General features: G+C 58.0%; 13 protein-coding genes and 1 other RNA gene. 12 read left to right on the top strand and 2 right to left on the bottom strand.

Annotation, left to right across the window (positions count from 1 at the left end; all coding sequences use genetic code 11):
- Positions 1–31: 31 nt before the first annotated feature.
- The 12 genes from ACSSNI_RS21105 (at position 32) to ACSSNI_RS21050 (ending at position 17,229) form a co-directional block, all read left to right on the top strand.
- Complete coding sequence (locus ACSSNI_RS21105; protein WP_102835576.1) at positions 32–1,726, top strand: L-lactate permease; 1,695 nt, start codon at positions 32–34, stop codon at positions 1,724–1,726.
- A gap of 171 nt (positions 1,727–1,897) precedes the next feature.
- On the top strand, positions 1,898–3,067 hold the full coding sequence (gene lldD / locus ACSSNI_RS21100; RefSeq protein ID WP_102835575.1) for an FMN-dependent L-lactate dehydrogenase LldD: 1,170 nt from the start codon (positions 1,898–1,900) through the stop codon (positions 3,065–3,067).
- Positions 3,068–3,132: 65 nt separating this feature from the next.
- Entirely contained in the window at positions 3,133–5,970 is a 2,838-nt protein-coding gene (locus ACSSNI_RS21095) for an FAD-binding and (Fe-S)-binding domain-containing protein (protein WP_200638465.1), read from the top strand.
- 164 nt (positions 5,971–6,134) lie between these two features.
- Positions 6,135–6,443, top strand: a complete 309-nt coding sequence (locus tag ACSSNI_RS21090; RefSeq protein WP_064481622.1) for a hypothetical protein — start codon at positions 6,135–6,137, stop codon at positions 6,441–6,443.
- 157 nt (positions 6,444–6,600) lie between these two features.
- Positions 6,601–6,979: a transfer-messenger RNA gene (gene ssrA / locus ACSSNI_RS21085) on the top strand.
- 173 nt (positions 6,980–7,152) lie between these two features.
- Complete coding sequence (locus tag ACSSNI_RS21080; RefSeq protein ID WP_042926690.1) at positions 7,153–8,358, top strand: tyrosine-type recombinase/integrase; 1,206 nt, start codon at positions 7,153–7,155, stop codon at positions 8,356–8,358.
- Positions 8,359–8,817: 459 nt separating this feature from the next.
- Positions 8,818–9,057 (top strand): helix-turn-helix transcriptional regulator, encoded by a 240-nt coding sequence (locus ACSSNI_RS21075; protein WP_081262886.1) that lies wholly within the window; start codon positions 8,818–8,820, stop codon positions 9,055–9,057.
- On the top strand, positions 9,050–9,640 hold the full coding sequence (locus ACSSNI_RS21070; protein WP_042926691.1) for a helix-turn-helix domain-containing protein: 591 nt from the start codon (positions 9,050–9,052) through the stop codon (positions 9,638–9,640). Before ACSSNI_RS21075 ends, ACSSNI_RS21070 begins: the two co-directional genes overlap by 8 nt.
- Positions 9,641–10,120: 480 nt before the next feature.
- Entirely contained in the window at positions 10,121–12,880 is a 2,760-nt protein-coding gene (locus ACSSNI_RS21065) for a class I SAM-dependent DNA methyltransferase (protein ID WP_042926692.1), read from the top strand.
- A complete protein-coding gene (locus tag ACSSNI_RS21060) occupies positions 12,877–13,938 on the top strand; it encodes a PDDEXK nuclease domain-containing protein (RefSeq protein ID WP_042926695.1) in 1,062 nt (353 codons plus the stop codon). The genes ACSSNI_RS21065 and ACSSNI_RS21060 overlap by 4 nt, the downstream gene beginning before the upstream one ends.
- On the top strand, positions 13,935–16,046 hold the full coding sequence (locus ACSSNI_RS21055) for a DEAD/DEAH box helicase (RefSeq protein WP_042926697.1): 2,112 nt from the start codon (positions 13,935–13,937) through the stop codon (positions 16,044–16,046). The genes ACSSNI_RS21060 and ACSSNI_RS21055 overlap by 4 nt, the downstream gene beginning before the upstream one ends.
- A complete protein-coding gene (locus tag ACSSNI_RS21050; protein WP_042926699.1) occupies positions 16,039–17,229 on the top strand; it encodes a GIY-YIG nuclease family protein in 1,191 nt (396 codons plus the stop codon). The genes ACSSNI_RS21055 and ACSSNI_RS21050 overlap by 8 nt, the downstream gene beginning before the upstream one ends.
- A gap of 251 nt (positions 17,230–17,480) precedes the next feature.
- Here the strand turns inward: ACSSNI_RS21050 and ACSSNI_RS21045 are convergent, their stop codons facing one another.
- Both ACSSNI_RS21045 and ACSSNI_RS21040 read right to left on the bottom strand, forming a co-directional pair.
- Entirely contained in the window at positions 17,481–18,593 is a 1,113-nt protein-coding gene (locus ACSSNI_RS21045; RefSeq protein ID WP_042926702.1) for a helix-turn-helix domain-containing protein, read from the bottom strand.
- A complete protein-coding gene (locus ACSSNI_RS21040; protein ID WP_042926703.1) occupies positions 18,586–19,206 on the bottom strand; it encodes a hypothetical protein in 621 nt (206 codons plus the stop codon). The genes ACSSNI_RS21045 and ACSSNI_RS21040 overlap by 8 nt, the downstream gene beginning before the upstream one ends.
- Positions 19,207–19,320 lie beyond the last annotated feature (114 nt).

Here is a 19,320-nt window from a genome sequence, read left to right as displayed (position 1 = left end):
CATTTGCTCATTTCGACCCTGGGAGCCTGACATGTCTACCGGACTGCTCGCCCTGTTTGCCTTTACCCCGATCCTGCTGGCCGCCGTTCTGCTGATTGGCCTTCGCTGGCCGGCCAGCCGCGCCATGCCGGTTGTGTTCTTGTTCACTGCCGCCATTGGCTTGTTCATCTGGGACATGAGCTTTACCCGGATCATCGCCTCAACCCTGCAAGGCCTGGTGATCACGCTGGGACTACTGTGGATCATCTTCGGCGCGATCCTGCTACTGAACACTCTCAAGCATTCGGGTGGCATTACCGCCATTCGGGCCGGTTTCACCACCATTAGCCCGGACCGTCGAATTCAGGCCATTATCATTGCCTGGCTGTTCGGCTGCTTTATCGAAGGTGCCTCTGGCTTTGGTACTCCCGCAGCAATTGCAGCACCGCTGCTGGTTGCGGTGGGCTTCCCGGCCATGGCAGCGGTTTTGATGGGCATGCTCGTGCAGAGCACGCCAGTGTCCTTCGGCGCGGTCGGTACGCCGATCATCGTTGGTGTGAATAGCGGACTGGACACCGCCTCCCTCGGCGCACAACTCGCCGCACAAGGGTCCAGCTGGCCAATCTTCCTGCAGCAAATCACCAGCAGCGTCGCCATTACCCACGCCATTGTCGGCACGGTCATGCCGTTGATCATGGTCTTGATGCTGACGCGCTTCTTCGGCAAGGAAAAAAGCTGGAAAGCCGGATTCGAAGTGCTGCCTTTCGCACTCTTCGCGGGGCTGGCCTTCACCCTGCCCTATGTCGCCACCGGCGTATTCCTTGGCCCCGAGTTCCCGTCGCTGCTGGGCGGCCTGGTCGGCCTGGCGATCGTCACCACCGCCGCGCGCTTCAAGTTCCTGGTGCCGAAAACCAACTGGGATTTCGCTGCCGCAAAAGATTGGCCAGCGGAGTGGATCGGCACTATCGAGATGAAGCTAGACGACCTCGCGGCACGCCCGATGAGCGCTTTCCGCGCCTGGCTGCCCTACATCCTGGTCGGCGCAATCCTGGTGATCAGCCGTGTCTTCCCGCAGGTCACCGGCGCGTTGAAATCCGTGTCGATCGCCTTCGCCAACATTCTCGGCGAGACCGGCGTCAGCGCCAGCATCGAACCGCTGTACCTGCCTGGCGGAATTCTGGTTGCCGTTGTACTGATTACCTTCTTCATCCATGGCATGCGCGCCGCCGAACTCAAGGCTGCAGTGAAGGAATCGAGCAGCGTGCTGCTCAGTGCCGGCTTCGTACTGCTGTTCACCGTGCCGATGGTGCGCATCCTGATCAACTCAGGTGTCAACGCTGGCGACCTGCCAAGCATGCCCATCGCCATGGCGCGCTATGTGGCTGACAGCGTAGGCGGCATCTACCCGCTGCTGGCCCCTACTGTCGGTGCATTGGGAGCGTTCCTCGCTGGCTCTAACACTGTCAGCAACATGATGTTCAGCCAGTTCCAGTTTGGTGTTGCACAGTCGCTGGGCATTTCCGGCGCGATGGTCGTGGCCATCCAGGCCGTGGGTGCCGCCGCCGGCAACATGGTGGCGATCCACAACGTGGTTGCCGCCTCGGCCACTGTCGGCTTGCTGGGTCGTGAAGGCGTCACCCTGCGCAAGACCGTTTGGCCTACGCTGTACTACGTGCTGGCCACCGGCCTGATCGGCATGATCGCGATCTACCTGCTTGGCGTGACGGACCCGCTAGTCGGCGTCTAACGCAGCCTGCGACCATTGCCCCGGGAAACACCCGGGGCAATGGCGTTTGGAGTCATGTCCTGACCTCTCCATCGCCCGACCCGGTGATCAGGACAGCCGTAAATCGAACACCGCCTTCGTCGATGACGGGCGCTCCGAGACTTATCTCGTTTCAGTCGGTGAGAACATAAGATGATCATTTCTGCTTCCACGGATTACCGCGCTGCCGCAAAACGCAAACTCCCGCCGTTCCTGTTTCACTATGTCGATGGCGGCGCCTACGCTGAGTACACACTGCGGCGCAACGTCGAGGATCTGGCAAGCATCGCCCTGCGCCAGCGCGTGCTGCGCAACATGTCGGAACTCAGCCTGGAAACCCAGCTGTTCGGCGAAACCCTGTCGATGCCGGTTGCCCTCGCCCCGGTCGGCCTGACCGGCATGCTCGCTCGCCGTGGTGAAGTGCAAGCCGCTCGTGCGGCTGACAAGAAAGGAATTCCCTTCACCCTGTCCACCGTATCGGTCTGCCCGATCGAGGAAGTCGCACCGGCAATCAAGCGGCCGATGTGGTTTCAGCTCTATGTGCTGAAGGATCGCGGCTTCATGAAGAACGCGCTGGAGCGTGCCAAGGCCGCCGGCGTTACCACACTGGTCTTCACCGTCGATATGCCCACCCCCGGCGCGCGCTACCGCGACGCGCATTCCGGCATGAGTGGCCCCAACGCAAACGTACGTCGCATTCTGCAGGCCATGACACACCCCTTCTGGGCCTGGGACGTCGGACTGCACGGCAAGCCGCACGACCTCGGCAACATCACCACCTACCGCGGACACACTACCGGGCTGGAAGACTACATCGGCTGGCTTGCCGCCAACTTCGATCCATCGATTTCGTGGAAAGATCTGGAGTGGATCCGCGAATTCTGGGATGGCCCGATGGTGATCAAAGGCATTCTGGACGCCGATGACGCCCGAGACGCCGTGACCTTCGGGGCCGACGGCATCATCGTCTCCAACCACGGCGGGCGTCAGCTCGACGGCGTTCTGTCCAGTGCACGCGCGATGCCGGCGATTGCCGACGCGGTCAAAGGTGACCTGAAAATCCTCGCCGACTCGGGCATCCGCAGCGGTCTTGACGTTGTGCGCATGATCGCCCTCGGCGCGGATACCGTGCTGCTCGGCCGCGCCTTCGCCTACGCGCTGGCGGTGGACGGCGAAGCGGGGGTAAGCAACCTGCTCGACCTGATCGAAAAAGAAATGCGTGTTGCGATGGTGCTGACCGGCGCCAAGACCATCAGCGAGATCAGCACGGATTCGCTGGTACGCGAGGTTGATCACTATCAGACCAGCCGCCACGTCGACTGAACTTGGCTGAGCCCATCGAGAAGGCCGCCGGCACTCGCCGCGGCCGCTACCTCCCGGAGCCCGAAATGAACGCGCCTGCCGCTCTACCGACTGACTTTCTCGCCGCTGTCGAAAAGCTGATTCCGGCTGAGCGACGCTTCGACGACCCTCTTTCAACGCTGGCCTTTGGCACAGACGCCAGCTTCTACCGGCTGATTCCCAAGCTGGTGGTACGGGTCGAGTCTGAGATGGAGGTGGTGGGACTGCTCAAGCTGGCTCACAGCCAACGGGTACCCGTGACCTTCCGGGCGGCGGGCACCAGCCTATCCGGCCAGGCGATTTCCGACTCGGTACTGATCGTACTGGGCGACAACTGGAACGGTCGCGAGATACGCAACGGCGGCGAGCAGATACGCCTTCAACCCGGCGTAATTGGCGCCAATGCCAACGCCATACTGGCGCCGCTCCAGCGCAAGATCGGCCCTGATCCGGCCTCGATCAACGCCGCAAAAATCGGTGGCATCGTCGCTAACAACTCGAGCGGCATGTGCTGTGGAACAGCGCAGAACAGCTACAAGACCCTCGCCGGCCTGCGCCTGGCGCTTGCAGATGGCAGCGTCGTCGACAGCGAAGACGCTACCAGCGTCGAAGCTTTCCGCCAAAGCCACGCGGCGATGCTCGACCAGCTCGCCGAACTCGGCCGCACCACCCGCGCCAACACCGAACTGGCGGCGAAAATTCGCCACAAGTACCGGCTGAAGAACACCACTGGCTTCTCACTCAATGCGCTAGTCGACTACGACGAGCCACTCGACATCCTCAACCACTTGATGGTCGGCTCCGAAGGCACGCTGGGTTTCATCAGCGCCGTGACCTACGACACCGTGCCCGATCATCCGCACAAAGCCAGCGCGCTGGTTGTCTTTCCCGACGTAGAAACCTGCTGCCTCGCCGTACCCGTACTCAAGCAACAGCCGGTGTCGGCAGTGGAACTGCTTGATCGCCGTAGCTTGCGCTCGGTGGAGAACAAGGCCGGCATGCCGGAGTGGGTCAAGCAACTGTCGGCCAATGCCTGCGCGCTGCTGATCGAATCCCGCGCAGCCAGCGGGTCGCTGCTGCACGAGCAAATCAACCAGATCATGGTCTCGATCGCTCATTTCCCGGTGGAGAAGCAGGTCGATTTCAGCGAAGACCCGGTCGTCTACAACCAGCTCTGGAAGATCCGCAAGGACACCTTTCCAGCGGTCGGCGCGGTGCGCCAGACCGGCACGACGGTGATCATTGAGGACGTCACTTTCCCTATCGAGCGCCTCGCCGAAGGGGTCAATCGGTTGATCCAGCTGTTTGAAAAGCACACCTACAGCGAGGCGATCCTGTTCGGCCATGCCTTAGAGGGCAACCTGCACTTTGTCTTCACCCAGGGTTTCGACGATCCACTGCAAGTCGCACGCTACGAAGCCTTTATGCAAGACGTCACCCAGCTGGTGGCCGTTGAGTTCGGCGGCGCCCTGAAAGCCGAACACGGTACCGGCCGCAACATGGCGCCCTTCGTCGAACTGGAATGGGGCAACGATGCGTACCAACTGATGTGGCAGATCAAGCGTCTGCTAGACCCTCAGGGCATCCTCAATCCCGACGTAGTGCTCAGCGAAGACCCACAGATCCACCTCAAACATCTCAAGCCAATGCCGGCTGCCGACGAGATCCTCGACAAGTGCATCGAATGCGGCTTCTGCGAACCGGTCTGCCCATCTAATGGACTGACCCTGACGCCGCGTCAGCGCATCGTCGTCTGGCGCGACATTCAAGCGAAAAAGCGCGCTGGCATCGACACAAGCGAACTCGAGCAGCTCTACGACTACCAGGGCGTCGAGACCTGCGCTGCGACTGGGCTATGCGCACAGCGCTGCCCGGTAGGCATCAACACCGGCGACCTTGTGCGCAAACTTCGCGGGCGCAATGCCGACAATACGCGGGCCGCCACCTGGCTGGCCGAGCATTTCCGCACTGCCGTTCAGGGCGCGCGGTTCATGCTGCATGTCGCCAATGGCGCACATCTGCTCATGGGCACGCGCCTGCTCAGCAAGACTTCCGCTGCGCTCACCAATGCCAGCAAAGGTCGCGTGCCCCAATGGAGCTCCGCCACACCGCAGCCGCTGCAGCGGCTCCATCTGCCCAAGCCATCGTCCCAGGACCAACGCCCGAGGGTGGTTTACCTCGCCGCCTGCGTCTCGCGCGCCATGGGTCCCGCAGCACGCGATCAGGAACAGGAACCACTGCTCGACACCACCCGCACGCTTCTGGAGAAAGCTGGTTACCAGGTCATCTTCCCCGATGAGCTGAACAACCTCTGCTGCGGCCAACCATTCGCCTCCAAAGGCTATGCAGAGCAGGCCGAGCAGAAGCGTCAGGAAACGCTGGATGCTCTGCTCAAGGCCAGCCGCGGCGGGCTTGACCCTATCTACTGCGACACCAGCCCCTGCACGCTGCGCCTGGTTCAGGACCTGGCGGACGACCGCCTGCAGGTTTTCGATCCGGTGCGCTTCATCCGCACGCACCTGATCGACAAGCTGGACTTCGAGCCGCAGGACGCGCCGATTGCCGTGCACGTCACCTGCAGCACCCAGCACCTCGGCGAAGCCCAGGCGCTGATTGATATCGCACGCCGCTGCGCCAAAGAAGTGGTCGTGCCAGAAGGCATCCATTGTTGCGGCTTCGCTGGCGACAAAGGCTTCACCACCCCCGAGCTCAACGCCCATGCCCTGCGCAGCCTGAAAGACGCCGTGCAAGTCTGCGAAGAAGGCATCTCCACCAGCCGAACCTGCGAGATCGGCCTGTCACAACATGGCGGTATCGACTATCACGGACTGGTTTATCTGGTTAACCGAAACAGCCGAGCCAGAGCGGCCGCAGCGCCCTATTGAGCGGCTCCCAGCGAAGACGACGACATACGTAAATGAAACGCTTCAGCGCAGCCGCAGTCGGAAGTTAGGAGCCCAGTTTCAACAGAGGCTCACCCGCCTCGGCGCCGCCGCGCAATTGCAGAAACAGGCAGGCCCGCCGGGAAGTTAACTCCCTGGAGGACTTTATGAAGAAATTTGCCCTACTTGCCGCCGCAGCTCTGATCGCAAGCCCTGCCGTGTTTGCCGACGATAAAAACCTGTGTCAATTGAACATGCAGGAAATCGAAGACGACATGGCCACCAACCGAGCCACCCTCGGTGAGCCGGCGCGCAGCGAAGTGCAAGAACTGATCAAGCAGGCCCGCGAAGCGCAGCAAGCTGGCGACGTTGAAAACTGCATCGTTCATACCACCCAGGCTTTGCGCAAACTCGAAGGTCCTGGCAGCTCCGGCAGCACAGGCACCAGCGGCACTGGCTCGGGCACCGGTAACTGATACGCCCGCGAGGCAAGGCCGCCAGCAGTTGGCCTTGCCGATTCTCGGTTTGCCCTTGATTTTCGACGGGCTGCCCTAATTAAGAAGATCAAGCGTTCGACGCAGCCAAACCTTATGTCGTACACTGCGCAACACATGAGGCAGCAACACGCTTCATGGGGCCGATTAGGATTCGACGCCGGTAACAAAACTCTAGGTGCATGCCGAGTTGGTAACAGAACTCGTAAATCCACTGTTGCAAACTTATAGTTGCCAACGACGACAACTACGAAGGGTACGCGCTAGCCGCCTAACCTTCATCTGGTCGCTTCGGCGCCAGCGGTCACTAGGGGATGCCTGTAAACCCGAAATGACTGTCAGATAGAACAGGATCGCCGCCAAGTTCGCTGCAGACGTAACGGCTAAAACTCATGCAGCTCGCTCCAAGCACCCTGCCAATCGGGCGGCGCGGAGTTAACTCAATAGATTTGGCTACGCATGTAGTACCGACAGTGGAGAGCTGGCGGACGGGGGTTCAAATCCCCCCGGCTCCACCATTTTGTCTTCCCAGGAAGACCCAGAAAAGCCGTAAAGCCCAGAGAAATCAAAGCTTTACGGCTTTTTTATTGCCCACGTTTTGCTATCTAATCCCAGGGCATCCCACGGTTGACGGGGGCACATATGGGGGCATAAAACGCTCATCAGCTCGCTCGGAGAGGATGTGCCCCCAATGCCCTTGAAAGACACCAACTGCCGCAACGCCAAGCCCCAGGACAAGCCCTACCGGCTGTATGACGAACAGGGTTTGTATCTTGAAGTGCAGCCTAATGGAGGCCGTTACTGGCGCTTGAAGTACCGCTTTCTGGGCAAGGAAAAACGCCTTGCTCTTGGCGTTTACCCAGAGGTCGGCTTACAGGATGCTCGTCGCAAGCGTGATGACGCTCGTGTTCAGCTTGCCGGCGGCCAAGACCCTTCGCTGCAAAGACGCATGGCCAAAGTGGTCAGCCAGCTCGATCACCAGCACACCTTTGAATCGGTCGCCAAGCAATGGCTCACTGTTCGCGAATCCTCCTGGGATCCGGAGTACACCCGCACAGTAAGGCAGCGCCTTGAGCTCAATGCCTACCCCTGGTTGGGAAAACTTCCGATCAGCAGCATCAGCACGCCCATGCTGGTCGAAAACCTCCAGCGCATCATCAAGCGCGGTGCTCGCGAGACGGCACGTCGTGTAGCCCAAATCTACAAACAGATTTTCGAGTTCGCCGAAGCTGCCGGTATCACCCCACCCAACCAGATTGGCAATCTCTCACGTACGCTCCCAGCCAAGCGGGTGAAACATTTTGCTGCCGTGACCGATCCTGAAAAACTCGGCGCACTGCTTAAAGCACTAGATAGCTACAGCGGAACAATGCCTGTCTGTTGTGCCTTAAAACTGGCCCCGTTGCTGTTCTGCCGGCCCGGAGACCTTCGACATATGGAATGGTCGGAGGTCAATCTGGATGCTGGCGAGTGGTTGATTCCTGGTCACAAGATGAAAGGGCTAACTGCTACCAAACAGGATCGCCCAGATCACCTGGTTCCCCTCAGCCAACAAGCAGTCGCTGTTCTACGCGAACTGAAACCGCTCACCGGCAGGCATCGGTATACCTTCCCCTCGGCCCGAGGAGGCGACCGACCGATGTCCAACAATGCCGTTCTCAGCGCGTTACGCCGCATGGACATCAGCGGCGACGAAATGACTGGGCACGGCTTTCGTGCAACAGCGAGAACCATAGGTGCTGAGGTGCTGGGATTTCGCCCCGATCTCCTGGAGCATCAGCTTGCTCACACGGTAAAAAATCCGTTGGGACGGGCGTACGACCGAACGTCATTTCTGCCAGAACGACGCGACATGATGCAGCGCTGGTCAGATTACCTAGATGCGATCAAGGCCTGAGCTCACTGCCTGGGCTTGCAATACCGATTCCCGCTTGGTAAAAATCAGGCATCCCTCGGACGTTCATAGGACTCCATGGGATCGTCACGCTGCCCCAGTTACGGCGTTAAGAATCCGAAGTCCATCTGCTGTTAGCAAATGGACTTTCTGGGTACCTCATCGGGGTATCGCCAGCATCTCGCAGGCCTTTTGCGCCTGCTCGCCTGCAACAAGGCTGCTAAAGAAACGTATGGACTCCTATTCCGTACCAGCAGGGTCTTTCCTCTCCCCCACGCCAAAGACACAGCTTCAGCTGTCATGCGCACAGCTGAAGCCGGCAATAAACCTCGGAGGCCCGTAACACGAGGCCCGACAAACATCCCTGCTTTGCAGTAGGAAAATCCGAGCGCCACTCCCAACACATATGCGTATTGCAGTACTTGAGGACCGCTGCAACGCCACCGCCTGAGCACCAGTTAAATGTCAGCACAAACTATTGCACCCAGCCCAGAGGAACCGCGCTTCCTTCGCCTGCCCGAGGTTGAACTCGCTGTCGGGAAAAAGAGATCCACGATCTATCGCGACATAGCAGCGGGAAAATTCCCTGCTCCATATGATCTAGGCAGCAGCAGATCGGTTGGCTGGCTCAGCACGGAGATATCTGCCTGGATCCTGAGCCGGCCGCGCGTACAGTTACGTGGGAGGCATAACAATGACTAACACCTCCGCCCCACTGCGCGCACAGACTCAGTGGTTTCATGTCTTTAGGGCCATGATCGATCAGGGTGATGTCGCCCGAATCGGGCCCCATGCATTTACGGTTTATGCCGTCATCAAGGCACACGCCAATTTCGACCATGGATTATCGAAACCGGGCATCCAACGGATTTCCGAACAGTCTGGAGTCAGTCAGGCACAGGTCAAACGGGCATTAGGGGTTCTCGAAAAAGCAGGTTTCATTGCAAAGAAAAAGTTCGGCCGATCCAATCACTACATGCTACGCGAAAAGGTCCAGGTCACTGAGGCCGGCTTACCACATACCGTAGTAACCTGGGATTACGTGCCGGACCGCGCCCAGCAGACCGTTACTGAGCTTAAAAAAGCCATGATCGCTGGCGATCTCGCAAGTACGCGAACACTGAATATCGAGCGTCTGAATATACAAATCAATCTGGCAGGTGGTAATTCCCAGATCGATTTAGGCTCATTGCACACCGACCTAGATCGACTGCCAGCCGGCATTCGAGAAACGCTGCGTAGAAACCTCAATCGCCGTGGTGATCTTATACACAGCTCAGAGTGACACGTATCAACCTGAGCTGTGTACCATCTGGATGGAGCTCACCTAGAGCTCCGTCGCGTTGGAATACAGCTCAGGCTGAGCCGCTAAAAAGAAAGATAAAATAAAAAAGAGTAGTTCTGGGGGCGACGCAACCTCCTGAGTGAAAGCCCCGAAGCCATTTTGGGTTACGGGCAGCTACCGTAAGCTCGATTCGACGAAACCCACCAGCCCATTTGCCGCTTTTTCGCATTGCAGAAGCGCCTTCCTTTATCATCCCCGGCATCGTGTAATGATTGATTCCCCATTCACTGGCTCAGGGCGCTCGGCTGTCGAATCCAGTGGCATCCAGCATAAACCGAGGCGACTGAGCAGAGCTGAGTTGCGATGCTGACGCCAGGCCGACAGAGCGGCATGTGCCGGCCGGGATGTGACCCTCGCCCAAAAATTTTAGCGGCTAAAATCGCCGCCTTCGCGCATCAGCGATCTGGACAGTGGTAAACCATGAATGCAGTAGAAATTGAGTCCGCCATTTCGGACCTGGCCCTAGAGCCCTTTGACGCGGCGGAGTTCCCGTTCACCTTCCTGGCCGCATTCGGCAACAAGGAAACCGCGCTCAAGCGCCTGCGCGCTGGCAACAACAACGCCTCGGATGTACCTGGCGGCGTACTACTGCGCAGCAACATTCATATCGCCGCATGCGAGCCTGGCACCGTGGGCGAAACGCTCAAGGCCTTGCGCGCCAGCCCGGCCACCATAAAAGCTAAAGCCAAGTTCATCCTCTCCACCGACGGGCAAACGCTGGAGGCCGAAGAACTGATCACGGGTGAAACCATCACCTGCGACTACCCTGACTTTCCCAACCACTTCGGCTTCCTGCTGCCGCTGGCCGGCATCTCCACCATCAAGGAGATCAAAGACAACCCCATCGACGTGCGTGCCACCAGCCGCCTGAACAAGCTGTACGTCGAACTGCTGAACGAGAACCCGGACTGGGCCAAGACCGAACGCCGCCATGACATGAACCATTTTATGTCTCGGTTAGTGTTCTGCTTTTTTGCTGAAGACACAGATATCTTCACTGGCGACGGACTGTTTACCACGACGGTTGAGCACTACAGCGAGCGCGACGGCTCCAACACCGCCCAGGTGCTGTCGGAAATCTTCCGCGCTATGAACCTCAAGTTGGCCGAGCGTGCCGGTGCAGAACCGCGCTTGCCTGGCTGGGCCAACAAATTCCCGTATGTGAATGGCGGCTTGTTCTCTGGAAGCACTGAAGTACCGCGCTTTACGCGCATGGCGCGTACTTACCTGCTGCACGCCGGCAACCTGAACTGGCAAAAAATCAACCCAGACATTTTCGGCAGCATGATTCAGGCCGTGGCCGATGATGAAGAGCGCGGCGCACTGGGCATGCACTACACCAGCGTGCCCAACATCCTGAAAGTATTAAACCCACTATTTCTGGATGATCTGTGTGCTCAGCTGGAGGCAGCGGGCGACAACAAGGCCAAGCTGCTTAACCTGCGCAAGCGTATGGCGCGCATCCGCGTATTTGACCCAGCATGCGGTTCCGGCAATTTCCTGGTCATTGCCTACAAGCAGATGCGCGATATCGAGGCGGAGATCAATCGTCGCCGGGGCGAAGCTCACAATAAGTCCGAAATACCGCTGACCAATTTCCGCGGCATCGAGCTACGCGACTTTCCGGCAGAAATTGCCCGACTGGCCCTTATCATTGCTGAGTTTCAGTGCGATGTGTTGTATCGCGGGCAGCAGGATGCTTTAGCTGAATTTCTACCGTTAGACTCACAGAATTGGATTGTCTGCGGCAATGCGCTGCGGCTGGATTGGTTGGCGGTGTGCCCGCCGACGGGGACTAGCGTGAAGCTGGCAGCGAACGATTTGTTCGACGTGCCATTGGACCAATCTGAAATCGCCTTCGAAAACGAAGGAGGCGAGACGTACATCTGCGGTAACCCGCCGTATATTGGCGACAAATATCAATCGAAAGAGCAGAAGAGCGACATAAAAAGCCTTACCAAAAAAGACGTGCGCGCTGTCGATTATATCACTGGGTGGCTTTGGAAAGCATCAGACTACATTCGCAGCGGAGGCCGATTCGCCTTCGTTTCTACGAACTCTATCTGCCAAGGTGTTCAGGTTCCGCTGGTGTGGCCGAGAATAGTCATGGCGGGGCAAGAGATTTTCTTTGGCCACAAAGCTTTTCTCTGGGGTAACAACGCTGCTAGGAACGCGCAAGTCACCTGCATAATTGTTGGCGTGGCCAATTTAGGCGTCAAACAGAAATACATCTTCGACGGTGAAGAGCGAAAAGAAGTTGAAAGCATCAACTTATATCTCGCGCCCGGCAAAAATATCATCGTCGAGCGGGCGAATGATCCCATCTCTGGTGTATCGACCATGTTTGGCGGGAACATCCCGAGAGATCAGGGAAATCTGTTGCTCACGCCCGATGAGGCAAGGGATTTGCTGGACTCTTATCCTGAGGCAGCGCCTCTAATAAAGCCGATCCTTGGCTCCAAAGAGTTCATCAATGGCCTAGAACGGTACTGTCTCTGGATAACTGACGAACAAGCGCAGATCGCCTTTTCAATTCCGCCCATCAAGGCGAGGCTTGACCGCATACGAGAATATCGTCTGCATGGCAGTGAACGTGGCCGTGCCGGCCTCGACACACCCTACAAGTTTGAACGGACTATCATCGGAAACGACCACACCATCATCATTCCAAGCGTCTCGTCGGAGCGCCGCGCTTATCTCCCTTGCGGTTTGCTGACGAGTGACGTGCGCGTCTCAAATCTTGCACTTGCCCTCTACGACGCCCCACTTTGGAACATGGCCCTCATCGCCTCCCGCCTGCACCTCGTTTGGATTGGCACCGTCTGCGGAAAAATGAAAACGGACTTCCGCTACTCCAACACACTTGGCTGGAACACCTTCCCAGTGCCGAGGCTCACAGAGCAAAACAAGGTCGACCTGACCCGCTGCGCTGAAGATATTCTGCTGGCCCGCGAAGCACACTTCCCCGCCACCATCGCCGACCTGTATGACCCAGACACCATGCCTGAGAACCTTCGCCGTGCCCACGAGCACAACGATGAAGTGCTGGAGCGTATCTATATCGGTCGTCGCTTCAAGAACGACACCGAACGACTGGAGAAGCTGTTTGATCTCTACACCAAGATGACAGCAGACACAGCAAAGGCCACGCCGAAGAAGCTACGAGGGAAAATGGCATGAACGACACCCCTGCTAGCCTGACCACACCACCCGAGGGCTACGGCGAGTGGTTAGCAGACCTCAAAGGCCGCATCCATAGCGCCCAGCAGCGCGCCACGCTGGCGGTAAACCGCGAACTGGTGCTGCTCTACTGGCAGATCGGCAACGATATTTTGACCCGGCAGGCACAGCAGGGCTGGGGGGCCAAGGTGATCGAGCGGCTGGCCCATGACCTGCGCACCGCCTTTCCTGAGATGAAGGGATTTTCCCGCGCCAACCTGATGTATATGCGCGCCTTTGCCGAGGCCTGGCCGGATGCCGCAATTGTCCAACAGGCTGTTGGACAATTGCCCTGGGGGCACAACCTGGTACTGCTGACCCGGCTAAAAGACTCACAGCAGCGCCTGGCCTATGCCCAGAGCGCGATTGCGCACGGTTGGTCACGCAATGTGCTGAACATCCATATCGAAACCCGCCTGTTGGAGCGCAGTGGCACGGCGGTCACTAACTTCGACGTCAGCTTGCCCAAGGTGCAGTCGGACCTGGCCCGCGAGTCGTTGAAAGATCCGTATCGGTTTGACTTCCTCGGCCTGCGCGATGAGGCGCAGGAACGCGAAATCGAACACGCCCTGGTCAAACACGTCACCGAGTTTCTGTTGGAGCTGGGCGCAGGCTTTGCGTTTGTCGGGCGGCAGGTAGTGCTGGATGTAGGCGGCGACGAATTCTTCATTGACTTGCTGTTCTACCACCTCAAGCTGCGCTGCTATGTGGTGATCGAGCTCAAAGCCGGCAAGTTCAAGCCCGAGCACCTGGGCCAGCTTGGATTTTATATGACTGCGGTGGATCGCCAGGTCAAAGATGAACACGACAACCCCACCATCGGCCTTTTGCTCTGCAAGAGCAAAAACAAGATCGTGGCGGAATATGCGCTGGGCGATAAGACCCAGCCCATGGGCATTGCCGAGTACAAATTGCTCGAATCTCTGCCTGCAGAATTGCAAACCAGCTTGCCCAGCATTGAACAGATCGAACGTGAACTGGCGGGCGACGGCACCCTCATGGAGGACGAATCACAGTGACGAACACCACCAACCCGACCAACAGCTACACGGTGCCGTCGGTATCCATTGCTACAGCGCACACTGGGGCATCCAGCAAGGCAAATGAGCTGGGCATGCGCACCATGCAAGAGCGCGCCTATACCAAGCGCGGCGAACAGTACCTGCTGATCAAATCGCCCCCCGCATCGGGCAAGTCTCGCGCACTGATGTTTATCGCCTTGGATAAGCTGCATAACCAGAACCTGCAACAGGCCATCGTCATAGTGCCCGAGCGCTCCATTGGCGGCAGCTTTGCCGATGAGCCGCTGAGCCAGCATGGTTTCTACTGGGACTGGGTGGTGGCTCCGCAGTGGAACCTGTGCAATGCCCCAGGCATCGATGAGCCGCGTGTGGCCAAGTCCAAGGTGGACGCCGTGCGCGCCTTCCTAGACAGCAGCGACAAGGTGCTGGTCTGCACCCACGCCACCTTCCGCTTTGCCGTGGAAGAGTTGGGCATCGACGCGTTCGACAACCGCCTAATTGCCATCGATGAGTTCCACCACGTTTCTGCCAACCCAGACAACAAACTGGGCAGCCAACTGAGCGCGTTCATCAACCGCGACAAGGTACACCTCGTTGCCATGACCGGCTCCTACTTCCGTGGCGACAGCGCGGCCGTGCTGGCCCCGTCGGAAGAGAACAAGTTTGAGACGGTGACGTACACCTACTACGAGCAGCTAAACGGCTATCGCTGGCTCAAGTCGCTGGATATTGGCTACTTCTTCTACACTGGGAGGTACGTGGATGCGGTCGCCAAGGTGCTGGACCCGGCGCTGAAAACCATCGTCCACATTCCAAACGTAAATGCCCGCGAGAGCCTCAAAGACAAGGAACGCGAGGTCAACGAGATCATGAGTTCGCTGGGCGATTGGCAGGGTGTCGACCCGGCGACCGGCTTCCACCTGATCAAAGCCAAGGACGGCCGCACGCTGAAAGTGGCCGACCTGGTAGATGACAGCGACGCGGCCAGACGCTCCAAAGTGCTCGGCGCACTGAAAGATCCGGCACAGAAGAACAACCGCGACAACGTGGATGTAATCATCGCGCTGGGCATGGCGAAGGAAGGCTTTGACTGGATCTGGTGCGAGCATGCGCTGACCATCGGCTACCGTTCGAGCCTGACCGAAATCGTACAAATCATTGGCCGTGCCACGCGGGATGCCGAGGGTAAGGAGCGCTCGCGTTTCACCAACCTGATCGCCGAGCCTATGGCCGATCAAGCTGCCGTTGCCGAGGCGGTGAACGATATGCTCAAAGCCATTTCCGCCAGCCTGCTGATGGAACAGGTGCTTGCTCCGCGCTATGAATTCACCCCGAGGAACCACGGGGAGAAAGAGGGCTTTGTTTACAACGATGGTGAAGGCTATCAACCGGGCGGCACCAACCTGGGCGTGAATGAAACCACAGGCCAGTTCCATGTTGAGATCAATGGCCTGACCACGCCGCAAAGCACTGAAGCCACGCGCATCTGCAAAGAAGATTTGAACGAAGTAGTGACTAGCTTCCTGCAGGACAAAACCGTGCTGGAACGCGGCCTATTCGACAAGGAAAATACCTTGCCGGAAGAGCTGACCCAACTGCGCATGGGGAAAATCGTGCGCGAGCGTTACCCCGATTTGAGCGACGTCGACCAGGAAGCCATCCGCCAACACGCTATCGCCGCAATGAACATTACCCAGCAGGCCAAGTTGATGTTGGCTCAGGCCGACGCCAACGGGAGTGACACCTTACAAGGCAGCACTGCTCTGCTGGATGGCGTGCGCAAGTTCATTAACGTACGCGAGCTGGACATTGATCTAATCGACCGCATCAACCCCTTCGACGCCGCCTATGCGGTACTGGCGAAGGCGATGGACGAAAAGTCCCTGCGTCAGGTTCAGGCCAGCATTGCGGCCAAAAAGGTGAGCATTCCCGAAGACGAAGCACGAGACCTGGCAAAACGTGCCCTGCAGTTCAAGAACGAGCGTGGCCGCCTGCCTGACATCAACTCCGCCGACGCCTGGGAAAAGACTATCGCCGAGGGCATGGTAGCTTTCGCACGCTATCGTGCCCAAGCGAAGGCACAGGAGGGCTCTGCCAATGGCTGAAATGAACGATGACGAGCTGCTGAATGCGCTGGGGATAGAAGTCCCTTCACTCAAGATAACAACCCGAACCCCTCGCGAAGAACGCATCATCGCTGGCTTCGAGGACATTCAGCGTTTCTATCAAACCCACGGCCGCGCCCCACTGCATGGCGAGGATTGCGACATCTTCGAGCGTTTGTATGCCGTGCGCCTGGATCAGCTGCGCAAGCTGCCGGAGGCACAAACCCTACTGGCAGGCTTTGATAGTCACGGCCTACTGTCAGGTACTGCGGCCGCCGCAGTAAATGTGGACGACCTGGATGAGGACGCATTACTCGCTGAGCTCGGCATCGGCAGTGAGTCCGTCGATCAGGACGACATCACCGTGCTGCGGCATGTGCGATCCAGTGCGGCAATAAAGGCGGCAGAAGAAATTGCCGCCCGGAACCCGTGTAAAGACTTCGAGAGGTTTAAGCCACTGTTTGATGAGGTGGAAGCGGGCCTCAAACAAAAATCGTGGGTAACCAAGCCCTTTGGCAAGAACGCCAGCATCGAAGCAGGGGACTTCTTCATTTTGAGCGGACTGATCGCCTATGTTGCCGAAGTGGGCGACACCTACAGGACGCCGAATGCGGAGACAAATGGGCGCTTGCGCGTCATCTACTCCAATGAGACGGAAAGCGATCTGCTATTACGGTCCTTGCAGCGGGCGCTCTACAAAGACAGTGACGGCCGTGCCGGGTCTCGGCTCATCAAGGTAGATTCCGGCCCGCTATTCAGCGACATAACCGAGCCGGACGACATCGAGACTGGCACTATCTATGTGCTGCGCAGCCAGTCCAGCCACCCATTCGTAGCCGAGCACCGCGAGCTGATCCACAAGATCGGCGTAACCGGCGGCCGAGTGGAAACCCGTATCGCGGCGGCCGCGAAGGATGCCACCTACCTGCTGGCCGATGTGGAAGTGGTCGCGACTTACAAGCTTCACAACCTGAACCGTACCCGGCTGGAAAACATCTTCCACCGCCTGTTTGGCGCAGCGCAGCTGGACTTAACCATCGAAGACCGCTTCGGCAATCCGGTTAAGCCAAGGGAATGGTTCCTAGTGCCGCTGCATGTGATTGATGAAGCGGTTGAGCGCATTCGGGATGGGTCTATTACCGGTGTAGCGTATGACCCACAAACGGCTCGCCTGGTCAGCTGAGGCGCTGGGTATGCGCAACGGCTAAATAGTGATGATCAAATCCGGGCGGAAGCCAGTCTCTTCGCCCGGATATCCCCGAGGGTTGCAGACCATACGCGTGCCCGCCACTTCTTAGTCGACGGCTGTATGTGAATGCCCACGCACCCACAGTGCCATATGCGCCTCCCCCATAAGGTCTTCCCCGCGACTGGCATACGCGGCATCCATGTGAGTGCCGGCATGCGGGTTGCAGTGGACAGCTTCAGCGCGACTTAACCTACGTTAGCCTCGACCAGTCGCAAAGGAGATGACGGTACATCCAGCATGTACTGCCTGGTCACCATCTCTGCCGTAAGCCCGGCAGCTGTCAACACCCGCTTCCAGGTACTGTAATCCAGGAGATTGATCGCCCTCTGTACCAGCATAGGCGACTCCATAGGGATCAACTCGTCAAACTCCTCGTGCTTCGTGAAACCCTTTCGATTGAGGTACGTGAAGCCCGATTTAGCTTGCTCGGCAGTAAGCAGATCAAGGGTGTGAGCCCTGAAAATGAGCGCCTTGAAGCTTACCTTCCAACGAAGCTTCATTTCCTTGAGTGCCGGCCAGTTCAGGTACTTGCCTCGCATAGGGGGAAACTCTGATGCGAAACTTGCCCGGGGCATCAACAAAGCGCTGGCAAACTGGTTAGCCTGATCCTCAGTAAGGCGGCAACCGGTCTCAATGCCTTGGTGCATCACCAAATGGCCCATTTCATGAGCAAGGTCGAAACGTTGCCGGCATGGATTCACCTTTGCGGTGTTCCTCACGATCAACGGTCGTTTGTTGGACAGCGAGAACGCATCGACCTTGTCATCGGCTTCGGCCAGATTCACCACCAGCACACCAACTTTTTCGGCCAGCTTGGTCACACTAGACAGGGGGCCAATCCCCAGGCCTTGCTCACGGCGAAATTTTTCAGCAACTTGCTCGATCTTGTTGATACCGGATACCGGCTCCTCAAGCATGCTGAAACTCACTGCAGGAAAGGCAACTTCCTTATCCAACTCGTCAATCAGCAGCTCAAACATCTCGACCTGAGCCGCAATGGTCTTTTTGAGAGTCTGCGAGGAGGATCGGACGCTTCGAAAATGGCATTGCTCCAACTCCACCGAACCGCGTCGTGGCGTGAAGAAAAAACTCTCGCGCACGCCCAAGGCTTCAGATAGCTGGGCGAGTTGGGTGCCCGAAGGAATCGCATTGACTTCCAGCTTGTGCGCGTATTGCCGGGTAACGCCCAAGAGCTCTCCGATATCGGCGAGCGAACGCCCCGCCGCGCATCTAGCGAGACGGAGCTTGTCGGGCGAAAACTCGTCGCCAAGAGGCAGAAAGCCTGTTCTGTCATTCATTTACTGGATCAGCATCTCGTGTTGCGTTCTGGTCTGCATCTTTGTCCCGACGAGCGACTAATGGATCATCGATTGCCACCTCTTGTGGAAGCTCGGTGGTACGAGGAGCAAACAGAGGCACGTAGTCATGCACCCACTTACATACGAGGTTCCGGTTGGTATCGAAGCCCAGAATCGAAGCAGTCAGCGTCGGCCCGTCAAAGTTGCCGTCAGTATCGACATACAAACGCCAGGTAATGTTCTTGTCGATCGCAGGCCCCAGCAGGCTAGCCTGGTAAAGCTCAACTCGGTTGGATTGCAGTCGATACCCTTTCTTTCTGACCTCGGGATCGTCCATTACCACCTGCATCAGCACGCCATTCACACTCAGAGTGAAGTCCATGGTGCGGTTAGTGAGCAGCAGCCACGGAAGGGCCGGATCGCCGTGCAGGCGTTTGAACCGGCCGTGGACGCGGCCATACGGAAGTGTTCCCATAGTCCAGTTGGTATCGTCATCAGTAGAGGTGACTTCCAACGCACGGTAAGCCGCATCCAGAGCGTTATTGCAGATCAGCTCGACGTGTTCCGGCTTCAGCTTCGGTTCCAGCTCACTCGGGTGTTGGATCGGGGGCATGGGCCTCTCCATAAAAGCGTGCAAAACATAGATACTGTCAACCGGCATTTTTGTGCAAATTATGGTATCTGTCAACCTTCGTGCCCCTGATGCTCAATAGCTGCCTGGCGAAGC

It is taken from the genome of Stutzerimonas tianxiuensis (assembly GCF_053470365.1).
This window is presented reverse-complemented; position numbering and strand designations above follow the sequence as displayed.